Source organism: Streptococcus sp. STC1396 (assembly GCF_058933875.1).
Window position 1 is genome coordinate 41,726 of sequence record NZ_JBZYCU010000002.1, and the last position, 22,314, is coordinate 64,039.

The 22,314-nt window shown below is 41.2% G+C and carries 30 protein-coding genes and 1 pseudogene; 1 reads left to right on the forward strand and 30 read right to left on the reverse strand.

All coding sequences use genetic code 11. The features are described 5' to 3' along the window. Positions 1-27: 27 nt before the first annotated feature. The 30 genes and pseudogenes from AC5FEC_RS00985 to AC5FEC_RS01130 form a co-directional block, all read right to left on the reverse strand. On the reverse strand, positions 28-861 hold the full coding sequence (locus AC5FEC_RS00985; protein ID WP_217472750.1) for an alpha/beta fold hydrolase: 834 nt from the start codon (positions 859-861) through the stop codon (positions 28-30). Positions 862-879: 18 nt separating this feature from the next. Then, complete coding sequence (locus AC5FEC_RS00990) at positions 880-1,503, reverse strand: Type 1 glutamine amidotransferase-like domain-containing protein (RefSeq protein WP_493661005.1); 624 nt, start codon at positions 1,501-1,503, stop codon at positions 880-882. Positions 1,504-1,665: 162 nt separating this feature from the next. Beyond that, positions 1,666-2,250: a uracil-DNA glycosylase family protein gene (locus AC5FEC_RS00995; protein WP_217472748.1), complete on the reverse strand. Its 585-nt coding sequence runs from the start codon at positions 2,248-2,250 to the stop codon at positions 1,666-1,668. A 53-nt stretch (positions 2,251-2,303) separates the two neighbouring features. Next, positions 2,304-3,710 carry a dipeptidase PepV gene (gene pepV / locus AC5FEC_RS01000; protein ID WP_493661006.1) on the reverse strand — a complete coding sequence of 469 codons (1,407 nt, stop codon included), beginning with the start codon at positions 3,708-3,710 and terminating at the stop codon, positions 2,304-2,306. A gap of 79 nt (positions 3,711-3,789) precedes the next feature. Next, positions 3,790-4,395, reverse strand: coding sequence for a nitroreductase family protein (locus tag AC5FEC_RS01005; protein ID WP_037617212.1), 606 nt, complete (start codon positions 4,393-4,395; stop codon positions 3,790-3,792). A gap of 264 nt (positions 4,396-4,659) precedes the next feature. Next, positions 4,660-5,205 carry a hypothetical protein gene (locus AC5FEC_RS01010; protein WP_037617215.1) on the reverse strand — a complete coding sequence of 182 codons (546 nt, stop codon included), beginning with the start codon at positions 5,203-5,205 and terminating at the stop codon, positions 4,660-4,662. Between the two features lie 55 nt (positions 5,206-5,260). Further along, on the reverse strand, positions 5,261-5,437 hold the full coding sequence (locus AC5FEC_RS01015; RefSeq protein WP_156956303.1) for a hypothetical protein: 177 nt from the start codon (positions 5,435-5,437) through the stop codon (positions 5,261-5,263). A gap of 99 nt (positions 5,438-5,536) precedes the next feature. Beyond that, complete coding sequence (locus AC5FEC_RS01020; RefSeq protein ID WP_493661007.1) at positions 5,537-6,376, reverse strand: metallophosphoesterase family protein; 840 nt, start codon at positions 6,374-6,376, stop codon at positions 5,537-5,539. Between the two features lie 65 nt (positions 6,377-6,441). Beyond that, positions 6,442-8,271: an excinuclease ABC subunit UvrC gene (uvrC, locus tag AC5FEC_RS01025; RefSeq protein ID WP_493661008.1), complete on the reverse strand. Its 1,830-nt coding sequence runs from the start codon at positions 8,269-8,271 to the stop codon at positions 6,442-6,444. Positions 8,272-8,491: 220 nt separating this feature from the next. Then, entirely contained in the window at positions 8,492-9,538 is a 1,047-nt protein-coding gene (gene rfbB, locus AC5FEC_RS01030; protein WP_002909476.1) for a dTDP-glucose 4,6-dehydratase, read from the reverse strand. A 391-nt stretch (positions 9,539-9,929) separates the two neighbouring features. After that, positions 9,930-10,523 (reverse strand): dTDP-4-dehydrorhamnose 3,5-epimerase family protein, encoded by a 594-nt coding sequence (locus AC5FEC_RS01035; RefSeq protein ID WP_015605114.1) that lies wholly within the window; start codon positions 10,521-10,523, stop codon positions 9,930-9,932. A gap of 4 nt (positions 10,524-10,527) precedes the next feature. After that, positions 10,528-11,397, reverse strand: a complete 870-nt coding sequence (rfbA, locus tag AC5FEC_RS01040) for a glucose-1-phosphate thymidylyltransferase RfbA (protein WP_037617225.1) — start codon at positions 11,395-11,397, stop codon at positions 10,528-10,530. Between the two features lie 134 nt (positions 11,398-11,531). Next, positions 11,532-12,356 (reverse strand): ZIP family manganese transporter TmpA, encoded by an 825-nt coding sequence (gene tmpA, locus AC5FEC_RS01045; protein ID WP_493661009.1) that lies wholly within the window; start codon positions 12,354-12,356, stop codon positions 11,532-11,534. Positions 12,357-12,378: 22 nt separating this feature from the next. Continuing rightward, a pseudogene (locus AC5FEC_RS01050) lies at positions 12,379-12,909 on the reverse strand (8-oxo-dGTP diphosphatase). Position 12,910: 1 nt separating this feature from the next. Further along, complete coding sequence (locus AC5FEC_RS01055; protein WP_493661010.1) at positions 12,911-14,005, reverse strand: NAD(P)/FAD-dependent oxidoreductase; 1,095 nt, start codon at positions 14,003-14,005, stop codon at positions 12,911-12,913. 11 nt (positions 14,006-14,016) lie between these two features. After that, complete coding sequence (locus AC5FEC_RS01060; protein WP_493661011.1) at positions 14,017-14,814, reverse strand: Nif3-like dinuclear metal center hexameric protein; 798 nt, start codon at positions 14,812-14,814, stop codon at positions 14,017-14,019. Then, complete coding sequence (locus AC5FEC_RS01065; protein ID WP_493661012.1) at positions 14,801-15,490, reverse strand: tRNA (adenine(22)-N(1))-methyltransferase; 690 nt, start codon at positions 15,488-15,490, stop codon at positions 14,801-14,803. Before AC5FEC_RS01065 ends, AC5FEC_RS01060 begins: the two co-directional genes overlap by 14 nt. Positions 15,491-15,940: 450 nt before the next feature. Continuing rightward, positions 15,941-16,486: a hypothetical protein gene (locus AC5FEC_RS01070; RefSeq protein ID WP_493661013.1), complete on the reverse strand. Its 546-nt coding sequence runs from the start codon at positions 16,484-16,486 to the stop codon at positions 15,941-15,943. A gap of 47 nt (positions 16,487-16,533) precedes the next feature. Continuing rightward, positions 16,534-16,944, reverse strand: coding sequence for a hypothetical protein (locus AC5FEC_RS01075; protein WP_493661014.1), 411 nt, complete (start codon positions 16,942-16,944; stop codon positions 16,534-16,536). Beyond that, positions 16,925-17,221: a hypothetical protein gene (locus AC5FEC_RS01080; RefSeq protein WP_493661015.1), complete on the reverse strand. Its 297-nt coding sequence runs from the start codon at positions 17,219-17,221 to the stop codon at positions 16,925-16,927. The genes AC5FEC_RS01075 and AC5FEC_RS01080 overlap by 20 nt, the downstream gene beginning before the upstream one ends. Positions 17,222-17,226: 5 nt before the next feature. After that, on the reverse strand, positions 17,227-17,406 hold the full coding sequence (locus tag AC5FEC_RS01085; protein WP_493661016.1) for a hypothetical protein: 180 nt from the start codon (positions 17,404-17,406) through the stop codon (positions 17,227-17,229). A gap of 18 nt (positions 17,407-17,424) precedes the next feature. Then, positions 17,425-18,039, reverse strand: a complete 615-nt coding sequence (locus AC5FEC_RS01090) for a hypothetical protein (RefSeq protein WP_493661017.1) — start codon at positions 18,037-18,039, stop codon at positions 17,425-17,427. A gap of 79 nt (positions 18,040-18,118) precedes the next feature. Further along, positions 18,119-18,295: a hypothetical protein gene (locus tag AC5FEC_RS01095; protein WP_015604669.1), complete on the reverse strand. Its 177-nt coding sequence runs from the start codon at positions 18,293-18,295 to the stop codon at positions 18,119-18,121. Positions 18,296-18,765: 470 nt separating this feature from the next. Next, complete coding sequence (locus tag AC5FEC_RS01100) at positions 18,766-19,590, reverse strand: ATP-binding protein (protein WP_493661018.1); 825 nt, start codon at positions 19,588-19,590, stop codon at positions 18,766-18,768. Between the two features lie 15 nt (positions 19,591-19,605). Next, complete coding sequence (locus tag AC5FEC_RS01105; protein WP_493661019.1) at positions 19,606-20,388, reverse strand: DnaD domain-containing protein; 783 nt, start codon at positions 20,386-20,388, stop codon at positions 19,606-19,608. Continuing rightward, positions 20,366-20,584, reverse strand: a complete 219-nt coding sequence (locus AC5FEC_RS01110) for a hypothetical protein (RefSeq protein ID WP_493661020.1) — start codon at positions 20,582-20,584, stop codon at positions 20,366-20,368. Before AC5FEC_RS01110 ends, AC5FEC_RS01105 begins: the two co-directional genes overlap by 23 nt. A 2-nt stretch (positions 20,585-20,586) precedes the next feature. Next, the gene (locus AC5FEC_RS01115) at positions 20,587-20,745 is read right to left on the reverse strand and encodes a hypothetical protein (protein ID WP_493661021.1); all 159 of its coding nucleotides are present in this window, start codon (positions 20,743-20,745) and stop codon (positions 20,587-20,589) included. An 11-nt stretch (positions 20,746-20,756) separates the two neighbouring features. Then, positions 20,757-21,023 (reverse strand): MerR family transcriptional regulator, encoded by a 267-nt coding sequence (locus AC5FEC_RS01120; protein ID WP_493661022.1) that lies wholly within the window; start codon positions 21,021-21,023, stop codon positions 20,757-20,759. 3 nt (positions 21,024-21,026) lie between these two features. Beyond that, complete coding sequence (locus tag AC5FEC_RS01125) at positions 21,027-21,269, reverse strand: hypothetical protein (protein ID WP_493661023.1); 243 nt, start codon at positions 21,267-21,269, stop codon at positions 21,027-21,029. A 177-nt stretch (positions 21,270-21,446) separates the two neighbouring features. Beyond that, complete coding sequence (locus AC5FEC_RS01130) at positions 21,447-21,635, reverse strand: helix-turn-helix domain-containing protein (RefSeq protein ID WP_000909238.1); 189 nt, start codon at positions 21,633-21,635, stop codon at positions 21,447-21,449. A 150-nt stretch (positions 21,636-21,785) separates the two neighbouring features. On the opposite strand from AC5FEC_RS01130, the gene AC5FEC_RS01135 reads away from it, so the two are divergent. Further along, on the forward strand, positions 21,786-22,280 hold the full coding sequence (locus tag AC5FEC_RS01135) for a helix-turn-helix domain-containing protein (RefSeq protein WP_493661024.1): 495 nt from the start codon (positions 21,786-21,788) through the stop codon (positions 22,278-22,280). Positions 22,281-22,314 lie beyond the last annotated feature (34 nt).

A 22,314-nucleotide genomic window follows, 5' to 3' on the forward strand; every position in this document is an offset into this window, starting at 1 on the left:
AGTCTATTATATCAAAAAGCCGGTCTTTCAACCAAGCTTTTCTTTAATTTTGTTATTCAAAAATTCATCAATCAGTCTATTGACAATATCGGGTTGGTCGGTATTAGAATTATGTCCCGCCTTATCAATCCATTTAACAGACTTTCCAGTATTTCTTTCATAGGCCTTCAAATATCGTATGCAAGACCCTGCACGATCTTCTTTTCCACATATAACCAATTGTGGACATTTTACTTCATAAGATAGATTCTTCTCTACTGCTTCTGAAAATATCTTATATCCGTATCCCGCAAGACGAGCATACCTTTCTTGATTGCCATCATAAACCATCATCATATCATACATCAGTTTTCTTCCATAATCTGTTGTTGATACGCTTTTAGGCCCAGATTTCAAAAGAGATTTCCATGGATAGATTCTATAAATTGCCTCCATATTTTTTGAGAGCCACAACTCCATAGCTGTATAATACTTCCGTTGCATGGAAGGTGAATCAATCGTAACAAGGCCTTTTAATTTCTCAGGAAAAAGTTGAGCATAAACCTGTCCTACATATCCTCCCATTGACTGACCAATTAGTATTGGATTCTCTATTCTCTCTTTGACAAATATTCCATCTAGCCATTTCGCCATATCAAACAAGCTAAAATTGAGCTTAAAAGGATAAGATGACGCGTGGCCTGGAGCATCCCACACCAGGACTCTATATTTGTCTTTAAAATACTCTATTTGTTTGTCAAATAATCTATGGTCAGCTGTAAGTCCAGGTAAAAAGATAAGAGCACTTTTCGCTGATGCATCCATATCATTTGTCCAATAGTGAATGACTCCACTTGATGTTTCGTATGTCTTTTCAATCAAAATACTACACCCGCATTCTTATTTATTTTCCTCCAAAACCCGCACTTCTTCACCCTCCACAAGCACAGCTTGGCTATTATTGATTGGCAGCAGGTTGAGCTTGTCTCCGTAAGTATCTAGAATTGCCTGAGTGCTTTCGGCAAATGGTTCTTCGCCTACATGAGGAAGGACATAAAAATCCACCTCGTTTAGTGCCGCTGTATCAGACAGTTCACCTGCCACTCCCTTATCATCCATGAGCTTGCTGTAGTCAATATCCTCAGCTGTGATGATAGCGCCAGCGGATTCGCCTACATAGACCATCCCATCTGCAATCTGCTCCCGTATCAAACTGAGCAAATGCTTCTTTTTCAATTCCTGCAAAAGATAGAAGCTATTGCCACCCGCAATATAAAGGAGTTTGCTTTGAAAAATTTTGGCCTGAGCCGTTTCTCTATCACAAAATGAAATATCCAAGACCTCTACTTGAAATCCCAAGTTCGCAAAGGACTGCAGTGCTTCGTCAATATAACCCCTGTACTCTTCTACATTTCCAGCCGTCGGGATAAAAAGTACTTGTTTTCCCAATTGCTTTTCAGACGCATATTGTCTGAACAAGTCCCTGACTCCCGCAAAATATGAACATAAAAATAATTGTTTCATGAGACACCTTCTTTATTTTTCCTATTTTGCAAATAATCTAGCAATTTGATTTAAAGAGTCATTTCTTACAAATCTAGTCTGAAATCGCCTAACAGTGATACAAATTGTAAGTTTCTACGAAGTGTGACACCCAAAAAATATCTTGTAGGAAGTCTTTTGCTCTCACTTTAATATAATTTCCTGCACACGAGACCGCAAATTTGGCACAATCTGCTCCGCAAACCAAGGATTTTTAGCCATCCAGATTTGATTGCGAGGAGATGGATGTACCAAAGGGAAAAATTCCGGCAGGTAGTCTTGATAATGTTGGACAGTCTCGGTCAGCTTAACAATGCCTTTTTGTTGCAGATAGTATTTCTGCGCATACTGACCAATCAAAATTGTCAGCTCAATATCTGGTAAAAGCTCTAAAATCGGCTGATGCCACTTTTCAGCAAAGCCCTTACGAGGCGGTAAATCTCCAGACTTTCCATATCCTGGGAAATAAAAATCCATAGGAAGCACTGCAAAATAGCCTGAATTGTAAAAAGTCTCTTCATCAACACCCAGCCATTCTCTCAATCGGTCTCCACTCTTGTCCTTCCAGTAAAGCCCCGCCTGCTGGGTTTTAAGACCTGGTGCCTGACCGACAATGTTAATTCGAGCTTTCTTAGGCGCCGCAAAAAGCGGCTTGATACCCTGCTCTGTATATTTCTGATTTTCTGGATCAGCCATGATGGCCTTGGCAATGTCCTCTATTGTTTGCATGACAGCTCCTTGCAAAGAAACTCATCCAGCAAGGCCAAACGAGTTCTTCTTTTTTATTTGATTAGCTCGTAGATAGCCTCCGCGTAAATGGCCGCAGCACGGAAAAGGTCTTCTACATCAGTAAATTCGTTGGCTTGGTGCATGGTGTTGACATAGTCTGGGAACATAGCACCGAAAGCCACACCGCGCTTCAAAAGACGGCCAAAGGTTCCGCCACCGATGACTTGCTCATGTCCTTTGAGACCTGTTTGTTTTTCGTAAACACTCAAAAGAGTTGCTACCAATTCATCATCTGCTGGGACATAGTGCGGAGTGTGTCCATGCTCAGATAGGCTCACTGATACGACACCAGCAACTTTTTCAAGATCAGCCTGAATCGTTTTTGGATCAGTTCCTTGTGGGTAACGAATATTAAGAGCAATGGTATTGTCATCCTTAGCACTATCGAAATCGAAAACACCTGCGTTCATACTGAGAGCGCCCATTTTAGCATCTGTATAAGCAATTCCTAACTTCTCGCCAGCGAAATCGTTGTGCAGAACTTGTGCTGCCACTTCCAGATAAGCTTTGGCATCTCCTGCAAAGTCAAATTGGTTGAGGAAGAGAGCCAAGTAGGTTGCTCCGTTGATACCATCCTCTGGTGTAGAACCGTGAGCAGACTTCCCAATAACCGTCACTTCAAGAGCGTCGCCATTTGCTTTCAGACTAGCTGAAAGCTTGTGGCCAGCCGCAAACTCTTGCAATTTCTCATCCAATTCAGCTGCATCAACTGGTGACGTAAAAATAGCTGTTGCTGATTCAGGTACCATATTCTCGCGAAGTCCGCCAGTGAAGCTCTTGAGTTTAAAGCTGCCATCATTACTGTTACCAAAGTGGAGATATTCTGTGATATTACCTTTTTCTCCGTTAATAATTGGGAATTCCGCGTCTGGCGAGAAACCAAAGTCTGGCTCAGGCAGGCCTACATGTTTGAAATAATAGTCCATGTCTTGCCAACCTGATTCCTCATCTGTCCCCACCACAAAGCGCACGCGCTTAGATACTGGCAATCCCAAGTCTTTGATGATTTTCAAACCATAGTAACAAGCCATGGTTGGTCCTTTGTCATCAGACGATCCACGCGCATAAAGCTTGCCATCAATGATTTCAGGTTTATAAGGATCTGTATTCCAGCCACTTCCAGCTGGCACCACATCCATGTGAGCAAAAATTCCTAATTCTTCTTCTCCCTCGCCAAAAGTAAAGTGCCCGGCATAATTGTCCACATTCTTCGTTTTATAGCCATCGCGTTCAGCGATTTCTAAAAATTTATGTAGGGCTTGAACAGGACCGGGCCCAAAAGGATTTTCCTTATCTGCCTTTGAATCGTCCCGCTCTGAGTTAATTTCCAAAAGGCTGAACAAGTCAGTCAAGAGGGCTTCTCTGCGTTTTTCAACTTCTACTTTAAAATCAATTGTCATTATTTCACCTCAATACATCATTCGATTTAAAACAAACTATCTATCGAATTAAATCGTAAATCCTAAAAATAGAATTTTATCAACGTTTCTCAATAATCTCATCGACTGGCAAACGATAGCTAGGCTCTAACTTATCGTCTGTATAGCCAACAGTAATCAAGAGCTCTGGACGGAAACGCTCGTCAATCTCCAAAACCTCATTGACTTTGGATTTGTCGAAACCTAAAATGATATTGGATCCGATACCTTGGTCAGTCAGAGCTAGGACAAGATTCATGGCCACCAGACCAGCATTAAGTGCTAAATAATCACTCTTTTGCTGATCATTGTAGCGAGCAAACTCAGCTGGTAAATTCTGCATGTAAAATTGGAGCTGCTCATCTGAGAAATTCCTCACTCCAGCTACGCGCGCAATCTTACGAGCTCGCTTTGTCAAATCTGTATCCGTAAAGAGGGCAATGGTTACTGGTGCTTCCTTAATCTGGTCCACATTACCACCGAAAGCTGTCTCGGCTAAAGCCTGATTGCGTTCCCGCACGACAACGAACTTCCAAGGCTGACTATTGTGAGCACTGGGGGCCAAAGTCGCAATCTCAATCGCAGTCCGCACATCCCTTGGATCTACGGGTTTATCGTTAAAATGCTTAGTCGCATGACGTTTTTTATTTAACTCAAGAAATTTCATAGTAACTTCCTTTTCTAAATCTACTAGCTTCATTTTATCACATTTTGTAAGAGTTTGCAGGGATTTTCCATGGAAAGGAACCTGACTAAAAAAGTGTTAGGAATGTTTTCAGTAGCTATTCTCTATTTTTACAGATTTCTCTAAATAAGAAAACACTCAGGAACTTGTACATTCAAACTTTTCTCTCAAAGTGTCCTTTCTTTGCTTCTCTTTTTAAATTTTAGCATAGAAAAAGCAGGTGATAGCTCACCTACTTTGTTGATATTATTGTCCAGATGTGAGAGGAGCAAGAGCTTTATAAGCCCCTTCAATCGCTTTCTTCATGGTATCACGTCCTGTTTTCAACTGTTGAACAAATAGGGCACGACTTTGTTCTGGAAGTTCTGCGTCGTCTGAGCCAACACTTGAAAGCGTGTCATTAAATGCCTTTCTAGAAGCTTCCATAGACTGAATTGCAGGTTCTACTTGTTGATTGTAAGCTTCTTTCCCAGCCTCTGGAACTTTCTTCCCGATTTCAGTAATGTATTTTTGGTAGTTATCAATCAGCTTCCCAAAGAGAGCTTTCATATCGCCAATTGTCTTTGCATTGTCGATTTCTTCGTCAGTCAAGAGAACAATTTCTGACAGTTCTGCATCTGAACTAGCCGTTTTTGATGAAGTTTCAGAGCCACTTGATTGATTCTCTGAAGTAGATTTTTTTTCTACCGAGCTTGAAGCTTTACCAGAAGATTCTGAAGCTGTTTTTCCTGAGCATGCTGCTAAAGTGATAACTGATAAAAGCGCTACACTAGCTGTAATAATTTTTTTCATTATTGCCTCCTGTAAATAAAGAATACATATATTATAATACAATATTATTTTATTGTCAAATCATAGCTGAAGCACGTTTGTGGCAAGCCAGCCAAATTCCCTTTTCAAGTTCTGCTACCTCTTTTCTACAGAATAGTAATGCAGGGCCATTCCAAATGCAGATACAATACCAACGTCCGAGATAGAAGCTTGCAAAAAGGAGATGTAAACTTTGATTTCTCATATCTAACATGATACTTCTCCAGTCTATTATCATCCAACAACTTCATTAGTATGACTAGATGATTTAGCTACTCTAGCCTTCTTTTTCACCTTTCCTTCTTTCAGGGGATTAATCGTCATTTTCTCCAAAAAATTTTCTCACATCCTCAGTGTAACCGTACTTGTCATTCAAGTAAACCAACAATTCTCGGTTATGGCCTTGGTAGTTATCTTCACGTCGTAATTCTTCATACATTTCGATAAAAGGGAGAGCTTTTTCTTTGGCCAATTCTAACTCTGCTTCGTAGTCATAGGCGACTTTTCGGAATTGGATATTTACCAGTTCCCCGTCTTCAACTTCAATCAAGGCATACTGGGCACGGTGATTTTTCAAAGCCTGCCAATCAAAATAGGGCATCCCAATCGAACCTGGATTGATGATTTGTTGCCCTTGGCTACCATAGCGAAGCAACTGCTTGTGGACATGACCATAAACTGCCACATCAGTCTCCTCATCAAGTAGCTGGTCAAATTTGTCCGTATCATTATCAACCAGTAAGTCAGCACCATAGTTTTTGTCAGGCAAATTATGAGAGAGCGAAAAACGCAGGCCATCAATTTCTTTCTTCGCAACCATAGGCAGACTCCGCAGCCAAGCGATCTGATCAGGATCCATTCGCTCCATCAAATACTGCGTCATACGCAAGAGCTGGACTTCCTGTGGGTCTTCTAAGCCATATTGTCCATCTAAAGCCTCTAAGACACAATCATCCCAGTTTCCACGAACAGACGCCGTGATAGGAAGACCTTTTAACAAGGATAGCAAATCATTTCCCCCCGGACCAGGGAGAAAAATATCCCCCAAAAGCCAATATTCTGTTGCTTCCTGTCTTTTAGCATCTGACAGAACTGCCTGCAAGGCCGTGGTATTCCCATGTATATCAGATAGAATTGCGATTTTGTGGTTCATATATTTCCTCCTAGAATACCTCCATTATACCACAAAAGACCGCTTGCACGGTCTTAGTTTATATACTAACTATCCAATTCTGCTAAGGGTTCCGCCACTTCTAACAAGGGACGGGATGGCTCTGTTTGATTGAGTTTTGCCTGCACAGCTTCTGCCACCGCTCGCGGTACGCCCACTTCGACGATTTCATCGACACTGGCTTCCTTAATCTTGGTCAGAGATTTGAAATGCTTCATGAGATTTTGCTTACGTTTTGGCCCCAAGCCTTCGATACCATCGAGTTGTGATGAGAAGGAATTCTTAGACCGAAGCTGACGGTGGAAGGTAATGGCAAAGCGGTGCACCTCATCTTGGATGCGCTGGAGAAGGAAAAATTCCTGCGAATTACGAGATAATTCTACGACTTGCAGAGGATCACCAAAGAGCAATTCATGAGTCTGGTGCTTGTCATTTTTTTGTAGTCCAGCGATGGGAATATCCAGTCCCAACTGCTCCTGGATAACTTCTTTAGCGACATTGACCTGGCCCTGTCCACCATCAATGACAATCAGATCTGGTGGCGTCAGCCCGTCACGAATGACCCGACTATAGCGCCGCTTGATGACCTCTCGCATACTGGCGTAGTCGTCCGGCCCTACTACGGTCTTGATTTTGTATTTGCGGTAATCCTTCTTGCTAGGCTTACCATTGACAAAGACCACCATAGCTGAGACGGGACTGGTCCCCATGATGTTGGAGTTATCGAAAGACTCGATTCGAACTGGTGTCGGAATGTTAAGGAGCTTCCCTAGATTTTCTATAGCCCCCTGCGTTTTCTCAACGGATTTCTCCAAAAGGTCAAATTTCTGCTGGAGGCTGACCCGAGCATTCTTAATAGCCAGATTGACCAACTGTTTCTTTTCGCCTCGCTGAGGCTTGACTACTTTGGTATCCACCATGGCCCGAACAGCTTCTTCATCAATGTCTGATGGAATTAAGATTTCATTGGGCTTGAGGTGGGACTTTTCTTGGTAAAACTGGCCGATATAGGTCAGGAAGTCTTCGTCCGGATCATTGTAATAAGGGAAAAGATTGACATCACGCTCGATTAGTTTGCCCTGGCGGACAAAGAAGACTTGGACGCACATCCAGCCCTTGTCCACATAGTAACCAAAAACATCACGATTCTGTAAATCCTTGGCCATGACCCGCTGCTTGGTTCGCAAGGTTCCAATAGCTTGAATCAGGTCACGATATTCAGCTGCTCGCTCAAACTGCATAGCTGCAGCTGTTTTATTCATCTTATCACGGAGCTCATCGATAATCTTATCGTCCTGACCTTTGAGAAAGTCCGACACTTCCTGAGCCATATTCTTGAAATACTGGCTATCCCGCTTGCAAATCGTATGGGCTTCACATTGCCCCAAGTGATAATAAAAACAGACTTTTGCAGGTGGATTGGTACATTTTTTGAAAGTGAAAATTCGATCGAGCAAACGCTTGATTTCATTGGCTGCACCGACATTCGGATAAGGACCGAAGTAAAGACCGCCGTCCTTTTTGACTTGGCGCGTGATAATCAGGCGTGGATATGTCTCATTGGTAATCTTAATAAAAGGATAGGACTTATCGTCCTTGAGCATGATATTGTACTTGGGCTTATTTTCCTTGATTAGATTGATTTCTAGGAGCAAAGCCTCAATGTTGGACTCGGTGACAATAAACTCAAAATCCTCAATCTCGGAAACCAAGGCCTCCGTCTTGGTGTCGTGGCTGCCACGGAAATAAGAGCGAACCCGATTACGTAGATTCTTGGCTTTTCCGACATAGATAATGATACCGTTTTTGTCCTTGTGAATGTAACAGCCGGGACTGGTCGGTAGCAGTTCCAGCTTTGATTGGATTAGCTTGTTCATAGGTCTATTATAGCAAATTTTTTTAAAAACTTTCTTTTGAAAAATCTACTCTAAGAGGCTAAACATTACGAAAAAGAGGCTAGGACAATAATCGTCTCAACCTCATTTTTGTATCATAAAAGATTCAGATAGGCCTGGTAGCTAATTCCTACGATTTGAGATAGGCTACTAAAAACTCTACATTTTTTACCTTGTTTCGCACACCTGCTTCAATTTTAATTTATTTAATCACTTCCTGAGTCTTAGCATAGTTGGCTTCGACCGCTTCTTTTTCTGATTTCCACCAGTCTTGATTGTCCGTGTACCACTTGATGGTTTCTTTGAGACCCGCTTCAAAGTTAGTGAACTCAGGTTTCCAACCTAATTCATCACGAAGCTTGCTAGCATCAATGGCATAGCGAAGGTCGTGACCTGCACGATCGGTCACATGGTCATAAGCATCAGCTGGCTGCCCCATTTCCTTGAGAATCAGCTCCAGCACTTCCTTATTGTTCTTCTCACCATCAGCACCAATCAAGTAAGTTTCACCGATTTGACCTTTGGTCAGAATCGTCCAAACGCCTGATGAATGGTCATTGGTATGAATCCAGTCACGGACGTTTTTACCTTCACCGTAAAGTTTTGGCTTGATACCACTCAGGATATTGGTGATCTGGCGCGGGATGAACTTCTCAATGTGCTGGTAAGGACCATAGTTGTTTGAACAGTTAGAAATAGTCGCTTTGACACCAAATGAGCGCACCCAAGCTTTAACGATCAAGTCTGAAGCCGCCTTGGTTGATGAGTAAGGCGAACTTGGATTGTACTTGGTTTCGGCGGTAAATTTCTCGCCTGGTCCTTCTCCATGACCTGGCAAGTCTTCTCGTAGAGGCAGGTCGCCATAGACTTCATCAGTCGATACATGGTGGAAACGAATGTCGTATTTACGTGCTGCTTCCAAAAGTGTATAGGTTCCGATGAAGTTGGTGTGGATAAATGGACTCGGGTCATTGAGCGAGTTGTCATTGTGGCTTTCTGCCGCATAGTGAACAATTGCATCAGCTTCAGCTGCTAGCTTATCAACCAAGGCTGCGTCAGCAATATCTCCAACAACCAACTCTACTCGGTCGCCTAAAATTTCTTCGATATTGGCACGATTACCCGCGTAAGTCAGCTTGTCCAGCACTGTCACATGGACATCTGGAAAGTTATTGTAAACATAGTGGACAAAGTTAGAACCGATAAAACCAGCTCCACCTGTCACGATAATTTTTTTGTATTCAGTCATTTTTATTCCTTAACTTTTTTATAATTGTCTTAAGTGGTGGGGACGCAAGCAAACCTCCGGTTTCATTGCTTATTTTTGAGCCTAATATTTCAAAAATCCCCTGTCATGAGGCTGGGACAAAAGTCCTAGCCTCTCAATTGTCTTTGGATTGTCGATCAAGACGCAGTGGTTGAGTGGGCTCTACTACGCTGATTTCATCAGCTTTTACAGCCCTACTCAACTGTGCGGAGGTGGGACGACGAAATCGAATTCTAATGAATTACCGATTTCTGTCCCACTCTCATGATTTACACCACAGCGGTAATCATTTCTTCAACTCGCTTCGCTCGGATAAGAGCTGAGCTAAATCATATATTTCAATATAAATTAATGCGTCAGAAAAGAAAGTTTCTTACAAATCTTCTTTTCTTAAAGGTTTTACATCCTTGAGCAATGGATGATTCTTGTCTGCTTCTGAGACTTCTGCTGCTTCTAGGTTTTCCCACTGGATGCCTAAAGCTGGGTCTGCATAGTTGACAAAGGCATACTTAGGTTTGAGTTCCAAAGCCCAGTAGTCATTTACCAGATAGCTATAGGAAACGGTATCAGAAAGGACTTGGAAGCCATTGGCTACGCCTCGAGGTACAAAAATACCCTTGCTGGCATCGATTACTGTCTGGTAAGTATTACCAAAGGTCTCACCCTCACGCAAGTCGACCCAAGAACCCAGCACCTTACCGTCATCAGCAACAGAGATGTACTTGTCCCAGGGCTCAGCATGAAGACCACGCAGGACATTTTTACGAGAAAAGCTGACATTATTTTGCAGTTTTCCTTCTGCAAAGAAGCTTTCAGGAAAGCCTAACGGCAGCATTTTTTCCTTTTGGAAATTCTCCTTAAACCAGCCTCGGTTGTCCCCGCGAACAGGAATATCAAATTCTAACATTCCAGGAATTCCGGGAACTTCACGCGCTGCTAATTCCTTATCAAAAAATTGTTCTGTCATCTTCTTATGCTTCTCCAATCAAACGGAGCAAGTATTGTCCGTATTCATTCTTCTTCAACGGCTGCGCCAATTCGTGCACTTGCTCTTTAGTGATATAGCCCATACGATAGGCAATTTCTTCCAGATTCGCCACTTGAACGTTCTGCATCCGCTGAACCGTTTCGATATATTGAGCTGCTTCTAATAAACTTTCGTGAGTCCCTGTATCCAACCAGGCAAAACCACGTCCCATGAGCTCAACAGACAAATCTCCACGTTCCAAGTAAGCCTTGTTGACATCTGTGATTTCCAGTTCTCCGCGAGGACTTGGTTTGATGTTCTTGGCAATTTCTACGACATCATTATCGTAGAAATACAGTCCTGTCACTGCATAGTTAGAGCGCGGCTGTTCCGGTTTTTCTTCGATGGAGATAGCATTCATATTTTCATCAAATTCTACTACACCAAAGCGTTCTGGATCCTTGACATGGTAGCCAAAAACAGTTGCTCCTTTTTCCTTAGCAGCAGCATTTTGGAGCATTTTACTCAGACCTGGTCCATGGTAAATATTATCCCCAAGAATCAGCGCTACATTATCATCTCCAATAAAATCAGCCCCAATGATAAAGGCTTGTGCCAATCCGTCCGGACTTGGCTGCTCTGCATAGGAGAGCTTGATGCCAAACTCAGAGCCGTCACCCAGCAGATCCTCAAAACGAGGCAAATCTGTCGGAGTGGAGATAATCAAGATGTCCTTGATACCAGCCAGCATAAGAGTTGACAGCGGATAATAAATCATGGGTTTGTCATAAACCGGCATGAGCTGTTTTGACGCAGCGCGGGTCAATGGATACAAACGTGTACCAGAACCACCTGCAAGAATAATACCTTTCATATGAGTTTCCTCTCTTAATGTATTCTCCTTATTTTACCATTTTTGAAAGCGGATGTCATCCTTTTCACTAGCCTTAGACAAAAGAAAAAGAGCGGAAATTCCGCTTTCTTATGATCTTTGATTCTAAGTTAGCATCAACCCAAAGCCACATCCAAGACCATCATGAGAACGAAGCCCACCATGAGTCCCAAAGTCGCCACATCGGTATTGCCATTGGTCTGCGAATCCGGTATCAACTCCTCTACCACTACGAAGATCATAGCTCCCGCCGCAAAGGAGAGGGCATAGGGCAGAATAGCCGTCATGGCCATGACAGCTACAGCACCCAGAACAGCACCGATTGGCTCTACAATAGCCGACATAGAACCCCAGTAAAAGGCTTTAAGTCGAGACTTTCCGTCCGTCCGAATTGGAATGGACAAAGCCGCTCCTTCGGGGACGTTTTGCAGACCAATTCCCAAAGCTAGGCCAATCGCGCCGACAAAGGCTTCCGGACTAGGATTGGCGGCCAAAGCACCAAATGCTACTCCGACTGCCAAACCTTCTGGAAAATTGTGAATGGTAATGGCTAAAAAGAGCAGAGCCGTCTTGGACAGTTTCTTTTTGCTATGCTCAGGAACACTCTCTGCCTCCGAAATATCCTTGCTCAAGTGCAAGTGAGGCACCACCGCATCAATCAGCCGCAGGAAAAAACCGCCCACTAAAAAACCAATCGCTGCTGGCAACCAGGATAGCTTGCCATAAGAACTCTGCGCATACTCAATCGACGGTGCCAGAAGCGACCAAAAGGAAGCCGCAATCATAACGCCTGCCGCAAAGCCCATCATAATATCCAGCAGCTTGCGACTGACCTGTTTAAAGAAAAATACAATAGCCGAGCCCACAATAGTACACCCCCATGTAAAAAGCCCAGCCAAGAAAGCCTGCATAACCACAGGCTGCGATCGTAACCAGTCCATAACTTCTCCTTATCCTCTAAAATCAATCATACAAAAACGTCTTGGTTTCCCCTATACAGTCTTTTTCCTCATTCCAGTAATGAATCCGCTCAAAAGAACCTTTCCGCCAGTACAGGGGCAAACGTTCACGTATGTCATCCTGCATATCTATTTGATCAAGTTCGGAAATCTTCCACCACTTGGGCTCCCCTTCATGATCATTTCCCCTAACTTGCCCCTCAAAGGCAGTACAAAGAAAATCGTAATACACATACCGTTCTTTTTTACTCGGATTAGTGAAGCCTGAAATTCCCTTCAGTTCTAAGTTTAGAGCAGTCAGCCCTGTTTCTTCTTTTAACTCGCGCCTCGCAGCTTCAAAAAAAGATTCTGGAAACTCTTACGAAGGTAAAAAGCGAAGCTTTTCCCATCCACCACCTTCACCAGTCTATCCCCAGACTGGTAAAGCCGCCTGGTTGTATCCACCCTTTAAACTTATCATGTTGGCGATTAAGAAGTAAAATTTCATCATCTTTTTTACACAAACATTGACCCAATTCAAAATAGTTTCTGTCATATCAAACCTTCTTCACATACCGCTCAATAGGATAGTCAGCTGGATTCAGCAGCCCCGCTTCTCCTAGAGCCATCTGGGCCAATTGGCATCCGATGAGCGGACCAGTTGTCAGACCAGAAGAGCCTAGACCGCTGGCTGCGTAGACATGCGACAAGTTTGGAACAGCTCCAAAGAAAGGAGAAAAGTCGCTGGTATAGGCCCGTGTTCCCACGCGCTCACCTAAAATCTCTGCAGTAGCCAACCTTGGCAAATAAGTTTCCGCTTCTTGCTGTAACTGATTCAATACCGTCTTATCTACCGTCAAATCAAAGCCCTGATCATTTTCATGACTGGCACCGACGCTAACCTTGCCTGCCAGAAATGGAATGATATCCAGCTCGCCCTCAGGCATAACAACTGGGTAGTCATCTGTCTGCTCAGCCAGCCTAAAATCACGTAGCTGTCCCTTTTGCGGCCGAACATCTGTCTCATAGCCCAGTGGCTGCAAGATTTCTCCCAGCCAAGCCCCCACAGCTAAGATAACACAGTCAAAGCTGTGTCCGTCCACAAGAAGTTTCTCTCCCTCTACTGTCAAGCTTACCTTTTTCTCAACCAGCTCTGCCTTGCTGGCTTTCAGAAGCGTTTCCGTCAAGAGTGCTCCCTCTACACGAGCCCCGCCGGAAGCATAGAGAAGTCGCTCGAAACCTTGCAAGTCTGGAAATTTTTTTTGAGCTTCCTGACGGCTGAGAAGACTCAACTCCCCTATTAACGGCGACTCTTCTCTACGATTCGCAGCCAAATCATAAAGCTCCTGCAGCTTGCTCTCATCCTTTTTCAGCAGATAAACACCAGTCTGTTGGTAAAAGTCTGTCTGGATTCCAGCCTCTTTCAAATCATCAATCAAGTCCTGATAGAAATCAGCGCCCAGACGCGCCATCCTATACCAAGCCTTATTGCGACGCTTGGAAAACCAAGGACTGATAATACCAGCAGCTGCCCTGGTTGCCTGCCCCTTGCCGACATCAAATACTGTCACTTCCACATCTGGGGATTTGGACAGATAGTAAGCGGCTGTTGAGCCGACAATCCCAGCTCCAATCACTGCTACTTTTTTCATGTCGCTCCCTCTCAAATATATCGGAAAGGATTGGTCAAAGCCTGACTAGCTAGAATCTCAATCTCCCATCCCTCTTCTGCCTTCCAAGTATCAAATTTTTCTTTCAATTTTTCCGTAAAAAGAACCTCGATATGGTGTCCTGGATCCAGTGCTAAAAGCCCTTCTGTCAGCATTTCCTGAGCAGTGTGATAGTAAATATCACCAGTTATGTAGACTTGCGCTCCCTTGGCAATGGCCTCCGGATAAAAGGACTGACCGCTGCCACCACAAATAGCCACACGCTCAATCACGCATTTGAGATCTGCTTCTTCATAAGCGATCAGACGCAAACAATCTAGTCCAAAACTTGCCTTGACCTTAGCCGCAAAGTCCCCAAAGGTCTGAGGAGCTATCTTCCCCACGCGACCAATACCGTGATCAGGACTCGTTTGACTGAGATAACTTGTCTCCTCAATCTCTAAACGCTGACAGAACCAGTCGTTAAGTCCGTCCTCCACGACATCAATATTAGTATGGCTGACATAGACAGCAATATCATGCTTGATGAGGTCTAAAATCATCTGATTTTGCGCCTTATCTGCCACTAGGTCCTTAAGCGGGCGAAAGATAGGCGCATGCTTAACGATAATCAGTCCAGCACCTGCCTCAATAGCCTCCGCCACCGTCTGCTCGCGGATATCTAGCGCTACTAGGACCTTGTCCACTTCTTTGTCCAAAGTTCCGATTTGCAAGCCTGAAATGTCACCCTCCATGGACAGTTCTTGCGGGCAGTAGGCTTCATAACGAGCGATAATTTCACTTGCTAACATGGAGTACCTCCTTGATACTTTCGATCTTTTGGGACATAGCAGAGCGTTCTAGCTCATTTTTTTCTGGGATATGAGATAATGCTTCTTCAAGTTTCTTCAGTTCTTTCTGCCATCTTAGCTGAAAAGCAGGTGACTGTTGCTTCATCAGAAAAGGGCCAAAACGCTTTTCTTGCTCTGTCAAAGTTTGCTGGCCTGCTTCAGCCACTAGGATTTCGTAAAACTTTCCAGCCTCTTCTAAGATATCCTCAGCCAGCAAGCGAAAACCGTTTGAAACCAGCCAGCTGCGGAGTTCATCCTCTCGGTTATTGGGCTGCAAAATCAAACGGGAAACAGCTCCAAGCTTAGCTCTGCCATTTTCCAAAATCTCTGAAATCAAGCGACCACCCATACCAGCGATAACGATGGTATCAATCTGATCATCCGATTCAAAAGCCTCTAGACCATTGGCTAAGCGAACTTCAATCTGCTCCGTCAGCCCATGCTCTGCCACATTTTTCTGGGCAGACTGAAAAGGCCCCTCTACCACTTCTCCGGCCAGAGCCTTCTCAATCCGTCCCTGCTGAATCAGGTAAATAGGCAGATAGGCGTGATCGCTCCCAACATCCAGCACCTTTGCCCCATCCGGCACAAAAGCAGCTACTCGCTCCAAGCGCTGGGAAATAGTCTTTTTTTGCATTGATTACCCTTTTCTAAACAAAATATCTGCCTTCTAGTATACCATTATTAGAGGCATAAAAAAAGTAGTGAACGTAAATATTCCGTTTCATTGTTGAAGATACACTCTGAAACATAAAACAAACACCTTACCAAGAAGTATACCCCAGCCTATCTCCAAATTTCAACAAATGATAGAAAACTAAAAGCACCTTGAGATAGAGCCCCAAAGTGCTTAATATCAAGGCTTTACAGCCCCTAACCCCATAAAGAGATTATTTTTTCAAGTTATCTACCTATAATAGAGTACCCCCAAAATGCACAATTTTAAAGAGCTTATTTTGTCTAATCTAGTAAAAGTGACAAGGTACAAACAAGTCGGGTATTTTTGAGGGGTAACAAAAAAGGTAATAAAATTGACGAGTTCAGCAGGCAAGGGAAAAGGCATCTTTTTTTGATGCCTTTTTACTATTTAAAAAAAATCATTAATCCTATCTTCAAACCAGTTTCTTCTCCTAGCTCTAGATAGCTCCATGTAAAGCGAAAATTTTCCGACTGTGAATGCACTATATAAGCAAATTATAAATTTCTCTAACCAATTCATTTCTTCAATATACTGTTTAAAGCAAAGATAACAATAATGTTCTTGTAACGGCTCTAATGCTTTCACTCGTTCAATATCATTATCAGCATATTTTTCATTTATTTCATGATAACGTTTTGAAAAATAAGGATCATGTTCAATTTCGTCATAAAATATTGCCATTGCAAGATCTAAAGAACTAATATAATACCCCTCTATCAGTGCTCGTCTAGAAAAAACAATTAATGCTATGAATGCAGCGATTAAAGCGAGCACACCTCCGACCATATCCCAAAATTCAGAGGCATAAAAATTTCCAGAGATTAGATAGTTAAAGCCGAAAAGAATAACCACAAAAAGAATTATCCAAAATAAACCTTTAGCGATAAAATCCGTTCCAAATGATCTACGTTCCCATTTTTGCTTAATCTTCAAGTTTATCTCCTTTTTTTGAAGTTTATTATATTTTATCATACAATCAACTAGATATCTACCAACTCATGATACGCTCCCATATTCGGTAATGGAATAATACTAAAATACAAATCAGAATATATCTCAAACCATTTATTCAGCTTGTTATAGGCTGGCGACTGACTAACAAATAATATACGTTGACAAGCACCAGTAACATTCATGTGATTATACACATAAACCTCTTTAATGGCCGTTAAAATATCGTCTTCACTTGTCTGTACCCTAATATCTGTTATCTGCTTAATCGTAGCATATTTTTTGTATGTTAGCATATCTTTATTTTTAGCAGCATCAAACATTTTACGCTCAAGGACACTATACTTAGGATTTTCTTTATCTCGCATAAAATACCACTTGAGCCATAAAATCTTTTCTCTGTGTATAACAGAAATGCGCTCAATTTTCTTCTTTGTCATCTATATCTCCTAAATCAATCTCTACTGCGTCGTACTCACTAGCCCATTTATCTACGATTATCAAAGGCTGCTCTATTTCACCAATAAGAGTCTCTTGTTTCTTATTCTGATGTCTAAGAAACTTGATACGCTCCTTTTGCTCTTGAATATCCAGATCATCTTTCTTATACGCTCCAATTATGTTAGAGATCCATTCAGCAGCTCTTACATTACCCTTAATAGCTTTTTCAAGCATAATCACACACAGCAAGGTTTGATTATCAGCGTGTAGTCCCATCTCTTCTAACTTTTTTTTAGTCGCTCATCTGAGACATCCATGGTTAAAAGCTCATCTAAGGTCTTTCTTAAATGAGCTTTCTTTCTCCTAGATTCTCCCGATGCCTTGCCACCTTTACGACTGATTGCTATTTGTTCTTGTCTTGTTCGTTTGGTAACTGGTATTAGATTATGATTATTTTTCATTTAACGACCGATTGGCTCCTAAGCCGTTAAATATTTTTGAACTTCTACATCAATAGATTTTAAAGAATTTTCGACAATTGATTGATGGATTGCTAAATCAGCTTTATCACCATTTACTATTAAGCCCTCACCAAAATAATCAATTCTTTTTGTTAGGAGATGAAATAAATCTTCAAGTTTCTGATTATTGTCATATTTATCAATATCTATTTCAATAAAAGTCAAATTCGTATCGTTATGTATAATCTCCAACAACTTTTTAATTGCTAGGGATTTATTTTTATATTTCTCCAGATAGGAAAGCATCTCATTACTTGATAATTTCATGGTAGATAGTAAACTCAGTTCAGCTACATCATCAGCTGTTACAGATTGTCCTGCCGCTTCATATCTGGCCAATTCATTCTTTTTCTCTACTTCTAGCTGCTTATAGAGTGATTGTGAAGTATTATAAGAGAATGTATCTGCTTCTTTTTTATAATTTTGGAGTTCTTGATCAGCCCATTTCTGACCGATCATTCCCTCGGCAAGTTTCTTTTGATAATCCTCTTGCATAGCAACGTAACCACTCATAAACTCGATCTTTTTCTTTCCAAATGCCTTAATATCGTTTTTCAATGTTGTTAGTGTCATGTTTTATCTCCTTATGACAATTAAAAAAGACGAGACAAAAGAGTATTAAACTCAATTATCTCGCCTCTAGTTTTTCTAGTCAGCTTATTTTTTCTTTTTTCTGAATTTCCAAAAATATTGGTTGACCATCTTGTGTTTTAATTGTGACACTACCATGTTTTGGTAACTCAGCTTTGTTTATTATACCATTTTTTGAAAAAATTATAAAGCCTTGCTCTAAAATTTCAAGAATTGTTTTATCGCTATTTTCTAACATTTTAAACCTCATTATTCTAAACTATTGTAATCCAGTATCTCTTAAGCGCTTGTTAATACTAGCTCTTCTTGTTTCTACATCTGAAATACTACCCTTTTTAATATCCCAAAAGCCAATTTTTGATAAATTCCCTTGGTTCATCCTTGGTTCATCTTCTCGCCTCCATTGTTTCAAGCCATTTTTCCATCTTTCTGAGTTGCCGTTTGGTGATATATCCTCGGCGTCTGTAAGCAATAGCCCAGGAGTGAAACAGCTCAGCACATACGCCGATCAGAAAGAAAAGTAGTAGTGTTAAAATTGCACCTCGTAGCTCGCTCATTTTGATAACTCCTTGTGTTGTACATTGCTACTGATAGCAGTTGTAAATTGCTTGATATTCCGTTTTTGTTTTTTTGATAACTAGAATTGGGTAAATTTTGGTTAGTATCTTTCATGATTTCTTTAAAAGTTTTAGTAGCTCCTCCCTATGGCTAAAAATTGCGTTTCATCCTCTTGTCTTTGATGCCTGTCATGTTGTATACATTCCCCTCTGATCGTTTTCCAATTCGACTGACTAGCTTGTCGTTATAGATCCTGGCAAGCTCCTTGCCGTTGTGGTTGGTGTTGATGATAGTTGTTTCCCGCTTATCAAAAACCTTGAAAAGAAAGGTCTGTACCCAATTATTAGCCTCATCTTTTCGGCTATTCATAACGCTTTCTGTGCCTAGATCATCAATAAAGAGATAGTCAACCTCTGTCAGTAGCTTCAAGGCGTCATACTCTGTAAAATTACTCTGCCTATACTGCCAGCCTGACTGAATGCGCGTGACGATTTCAGCAATGCTGACAAAGAGGACACTCTTGGGCTCATTCTTAGCCTTATAGCCCTCATTGATAGCTTTGGCCATGGAATAAGTCAGATGACTCTTTCCGGTGCCTGACTTGCCCATAATCAGCGTGTTGCCCGTCATGCCGTTTAGGTACTGCTTAGCTTGCTTGATAGCAAACTCCTTGGCCTCATGTTCCTCTTTTGTCTCAGCTTTGAAAGTGCTAAAAGAGGCCTCTCTTAGCTCATTTGACACCGTACTTTCACGCGCTAGCACATCATAGGTTGAATAGTCCAGATCATACCCTAGGGCTTTTTCTACGCCCTCTAACTCCGTTCGTTTAATGTTCTCCTTAGTACATTCCATACAGTAGGGTGGTGTATAACCATCTGGCTTTTGGAACTGTACCAAGTTGATCTGATGACTTGGGCAAAGTTCATCAGTTACTTTTATTTTTTCGTTTAGCTGGTCTGTATTCAGTAATTCCATTGATTCTCCTCTCCGTCAGTAGATAAACGGGTCTTGAATATCGTCATCAGACTGACCTTGTTTCTTTTGCTGAAACTGTCTCTGTTCATCTTCGACTTGTACCATGGTTCTAATACCGTTCTGTCTCCAGTTCTTGAGTATTGAGTTGATGTAGCTAAAAGATCGCTTGCTGTTATCTGCAGCCTTGTCTATGGAAGTCTTGATAACCTCTAGCTCCATACCGTCAAGAGTGAGATAGTCAGTCAATATCTGATACTGTTGTCCGTCTATAATCCCTATACGGGTTTGGTAGTAGTTAGAGATCTCAGCAGCAGGAGAAACTTCCTGACTTCTACTATCTTCTACTGACTTATCTTTACTTACCTTATCTTTACTTATATTCTGCTGTCCAATGTCTGACCTTTGGTTGTCCTTGGGACGTCCCACTTTATCACACTGTTTAGTTCTATCAACTCGTTGTCTAGGTTTTACAAGTTCTATCTCTGGCTTAACATCTTTTAGCAAGTCAATATAAATTGAATTAACCTTTCTATCCGATCGTATTGAGTTCTGCTCATGGAAATCAACCACAAAATAAACCATCTCATCATTTAAAGGTTCAATAAAACCTTTGACCTGCAGTAACTTTAAACTATCATCACTTGCACCTATCATTCTAACAATGGGAAAAGCTTCTACAACCCCATCGTCATCCGTTGACTGTACCAAATGAAAATATAATGCTTGAGCCTCTAGGGGCATTTGTAAAAATCGCTGTCTTTGCGTTACTGTTTTACTAATCATTCGTCTGTCTCCCATGTAACTCCTTTCCACTAATCAATTCATTTTCTAATAGCTTGATATGCGACTTGATTTTATCTGTCTCTTCCATAATTTCATCTAACGAAATAAGCTCACTACCCACCCTATAATTACCATCAGCAACAATGCCAACTATCTCATTGCAGGATTTTAAGGCGTTGTCATGGCTCTCTAAAAATTTAATTAAATCCATTTTTATCCTCCGCTTTTTCCAGTGTTTTTTTTATAACATTCTATAATTGCTGCGCGTGTTTCTTCGTCTATCTGGTTTGAAATAAATAACACATCTAGATACTCACTATAAAATGCATCAAGGCCTAATTCTTTTGCTGAATCGAAATTTACTATTTTCATGCTCTATCCTCCTACTTCACTGATAAAAATAGATATACATCACTAGGCCGGTAAAAAATCTTCCTAGCACCGTCCATAGGTGTCTGGTAACGTTTCAAGCCTATTTCTTCCCAATTATCAAGTGTGGTGGCGCTAATATCCAGCAACTCCATCAACTCCTTGCGACTGATTAAATCTAGCTTACTTGTACGCTGTTTCTCTAATTCAACTAAGGTATTAAGAGCCTGTTTTAACTCTTTCAACCCCTCTAATTGAATTTCTTTAGATAATACCTCCATACGCTATACCTCCTCATGCAAGCTATCATGTAATACTTGTAACTGATTAGATAGATATTGATTAAGATCATAAGCAGCGCTCAATATTCTTTCTGCCGCAAATTGCCTTATAGAATTATCTTCGATACCAGAAACTGCATCAAAAGCAATTTCTTGAAATTTCAAAGCCACTTGTACCATTCCTGCTATCTCTGCCAAGTCAGCAAATTTCTTATTTGCTTGTGTATCTGAAATTGTATCAACCATTTTTGATTTTCTCCTTTGTTTTTGGTAAAATTAAAATAATAATATTTGACAAGGGTACTTGTTATCCCTTGCTAAATACCTAACAAAACCACGCGCCTTGCCTTTGCTTGAGTTTTGTTATTTTTCCTTAGCCGTGTACGTTGGTTTGGTCGCCTGTACACGGCTTTTTACTTTGTTTTAAATTTCTTCTACTAGCCAAGTCATCACGCTTTCATAGATACGTTTAGGTGCATCATAGTTTCCATTCTCAACTTTGGTTAGAGTTTGAGATTTAATTCCCAACTGCTCTGATACCGCTTTTTTGGTTAGCTGTAATCTTGCACGCTTGATACGTACTTTTTCAGCAAGAGATAAAGTTATAAGCATTGGTTTCACCTCCTTTTTTCTCCATTTTTGGAGAATTTTTATTTTACAAGGTCATTTTATCTCCTTTTTTGGCATTTGTCAACAAAAAACTCCTTTTTTTCTCCATTTTTGGCATTTTGTGTTATAATCTCTTTAGAAAGGATGTATAAGATGAATAGAATTAAGCAATTACGAAAAGAAAATAATCTTACTCAAAGAGAACTTGCTGATGAAACTAAAATCCCTTATAGAACCATACAACGTTGGGAGAATGGGGAAACTGATATAAAATCCGATGCTGCTCAGGTACTTGCTGACTATTTTGGAGTATCAATTCCTCACTTACTAGGTTATAGCGATATTATAAACGATGCAGATAGTGATATTAAAGCAATGGCATACACACATCTATTAACTTTTGTAGATGAAAAACAAATTTTAGAATTTGAAAAAGAGTTCATTCGCACAAACGATAATAGCGATACTTTTGGCGATTTAGGTAGTGGTGAAAAGGCGTTAGAAAAATACTATCAAGCATTATGCTGTTTAGTCCCTCCTTACAGGGATATATTAGCTAGGTATGCCTTTTTGTCACTAGATGAAAAAAAATCAGTCTATAATATTATCGTTGGTTTAAGTAACAACTTGTCAAAAGATAATAAATAACTTTAAACATCATGTATAAATACCTAACAAAATC

What these genes read in the sequence shown, in the direction of transcription:
- AC5FEC_RS00995 (WP_217472748.1), bottom strand. Translation starts at nt 2,250, where the DNA reads ATGCAAACAATAGAGGACATTGCCAAGGCCATCATGGCTGATCCAGAA.
- AC5FEC_RS01085 (WP_493661016.1), bottom strand. Translation starts at nt 17,406, where the DNA reads ATGAAAAATAATCATAATCTAATACCAGTTACCAAACGAACAAGACAA.
- pepV (WP_493661006.1), bottom strand. Translation starts at nt 3,710, where the DNA reads ATGACAATTGATTTTAAAGTAGAAGTTGAAAAACGCAGAGAAGCCCTC.
- AC5FEC_RS01015 (WP_156956303.1), bottom strand. Translation starts at nt 5,437, where the DNA reads ATGTTAGATATGAGAAATCAAAGTTTACATCTCCTTTTTGCAAGCTTC.
- AC5FEC_RS01035 (WP_015605114.1), bottom strand. Translation starts at nt 10,523, where the DNA reads ATGACAGAACAATTTTTTGATAAGGAATTAGCAGCGCGTGAAGTTCCC.
- AC5FEC_RS01020 (WP_493661007.1), bottom strand. Translation starts at nt 6,376, where the DNA reads ATGAACCACAAAATCGCAATTCTATCTGATATACATGGGAATACCACG.
- AC5FEC_RS01135 (WP_493661024.1), top strand. Translation starts at nt 21,786, where the DNA reads ATGAATAGAATTAAGCAATTACGAAAAGAAAATAATCTTACTCAAAGA.
- AC5FEC_RS01075 (WP_493661014.1), bottom strand. Translation starts at nt 16,944, where the DNA reads ATGACAAAGAAGAAAATTGAGCGCATTTCTGTTATACACAGAGAAAAG.
- AC5FEC_RS01120 (WP_493661022.1), bottom strand. Translation starts at nt 21,023, where the DNA reads ATGGAGGTATTATCTAAAGAAATTCAATTAGAGGGGTTGAAAGAGTTA.
- rfbA (WP_037617225.1), bottom strand. Translation starts at nt 11,397, where the DNA reads ATGAAAGGTATTATTCTTGCAGGTGGTTCTGGTACACGTTTGTATCCA.
- AC5FEC_RS00990 (WP_493661005.1), bottom strand. Translation starts at nt 1,503, where the DNA reads ATGAAACAATTATTTTTATGTTCATATTTTGCGGGAGTCAGGGACTTG.
- AC5FEC_RS01065 (WP_493661012.1), bottom strand. Translation starts at nt 15,490, where the DNA reads ATGCAAAAAAAGACTATTTCCCAGCGCTTGGAGCGAGTAGCTGCTTTT.
- AC5FEC_RS01125 (WP_493661023.1), bottom strand. Translation starts at nt 21,269, where the DNA reads ATGGTTGATACAATTTCAGATACACAAGCAAATAAGAAATTTGCTGAC.
- AC5FEC_RS01005 (WP_037617212.1), bottom strand. Translation starts at nt 4,395, where the DNA reads ATGAAATTTCTTGAGTTAAATAAAAAACGTCATGCGACTAAGCATTTT.
- AC5FEC_RS01110 (WP_493661020.1), bottom strand. Translation starts at nt 20,584, where the DNA reads ATGGATTTAATTAAATTTTTAGAGAGCCATGACAACGCCTTAAAATCC.
- AC5FEC_RS01080 (WP_493661015.1), bottom strand. Translation starts at nt 17,221, where the DNA reads ATGGGACTACACGCTGATAATCAAACCTTGCTGTGTGTGATTATGCTT.
- AC5FEC_RS01055 (WP_493661010.1), bottom strand. Translation starts at nt 14,005, where the DNA reads ATGAAAAAAGTAGCAGTGATTGGAGCTGGGATTGTCGGCTCAACAGCC.
- AC5FEC_RS01060 (WP_493661011.1), bottom strand. Translation starts at nt 14,814, where the DNA reads ATGTTAGCAAGTGAAATTATCGCTCGTTATGAAGCCTACTGCCCGCAA.
- AC5FEC_RS01105 (WP_493661019.1), bottom strand. Translation starts at nt 20,388, where the DNA reads ATGGGAGACAGACGAATGATTAGTAAAACAGTAACGCAAAGACAGCGA.
- rfbB (WP_002909476.1), bottom strand. Translation starts at nt 9,538, where the DNA reads ATGACTGAATACAAAAAAATTATCGTGACAGGTGGAGCTGGTTTTATC.
- AC5FEC_RS01010 (WP_037617215.1), bottom strand. Translation starts at nt 5,205, where the DNA reads ATGAAAAAAATTATTACAGCTAGTGTAGCGCTTTTATCAGTTATCACT.
- AC5FEC_RS01115 (WP_493661021.1), bottom strand. Translation starts at nt 20,745, where the DNA reads ATGAAAATAGTAAATTTCGATTCAGCAAAAGAATTAGGCCTTGATGCA.
- AC5FEC_RS01130 (WP_000909238.1), bottom strand. Translation starts at nt 21,635, where the DNA reads ATGCTTATAACTTTATCTCTTGCTGAAAAAGTACGTATCAAGCGTGCA.
- uvrC (WP_493661008.1), bottom strand. Translation starts at nt 8,271, where the DNA reads ATGAACAAGCTAATCCAATCAAAGCTGGAACTGCTACCGACCAGTCCC.
- tmpA (WP_493661009.1), bottom strand. Translation starts at nt 12,356, where the DNA reads ATGGACTGGTTACGATCGCAGCCTGTGGTTATGCAGGCTTTCTTGGCT.
- AC5FEC_RS01095 (WP_015604669.1), bottom strand. Translation starts at nt 18,295, where the DNA reads ATGTTAGAAAATAGCGATAAAACAATTCTTGAAATTTTAGAGCAAGGC.
- AC5FEC_RS01090 (WP_493661017.1), bottom strand. Translation starts at nt 18,039, where the DNA reads ATGACACTAACAACATTGAAAAACGATATTAAGGCATTTGGAAAGAAA.
- AC5FEC_RS01100 (WP_493661018.1), bottom strand. Translation starts at nt 19,590, where the DNA reads ATGGAATTACTGAATACAGACCAGCTAAACGAAAAAATAAAAGTAACT.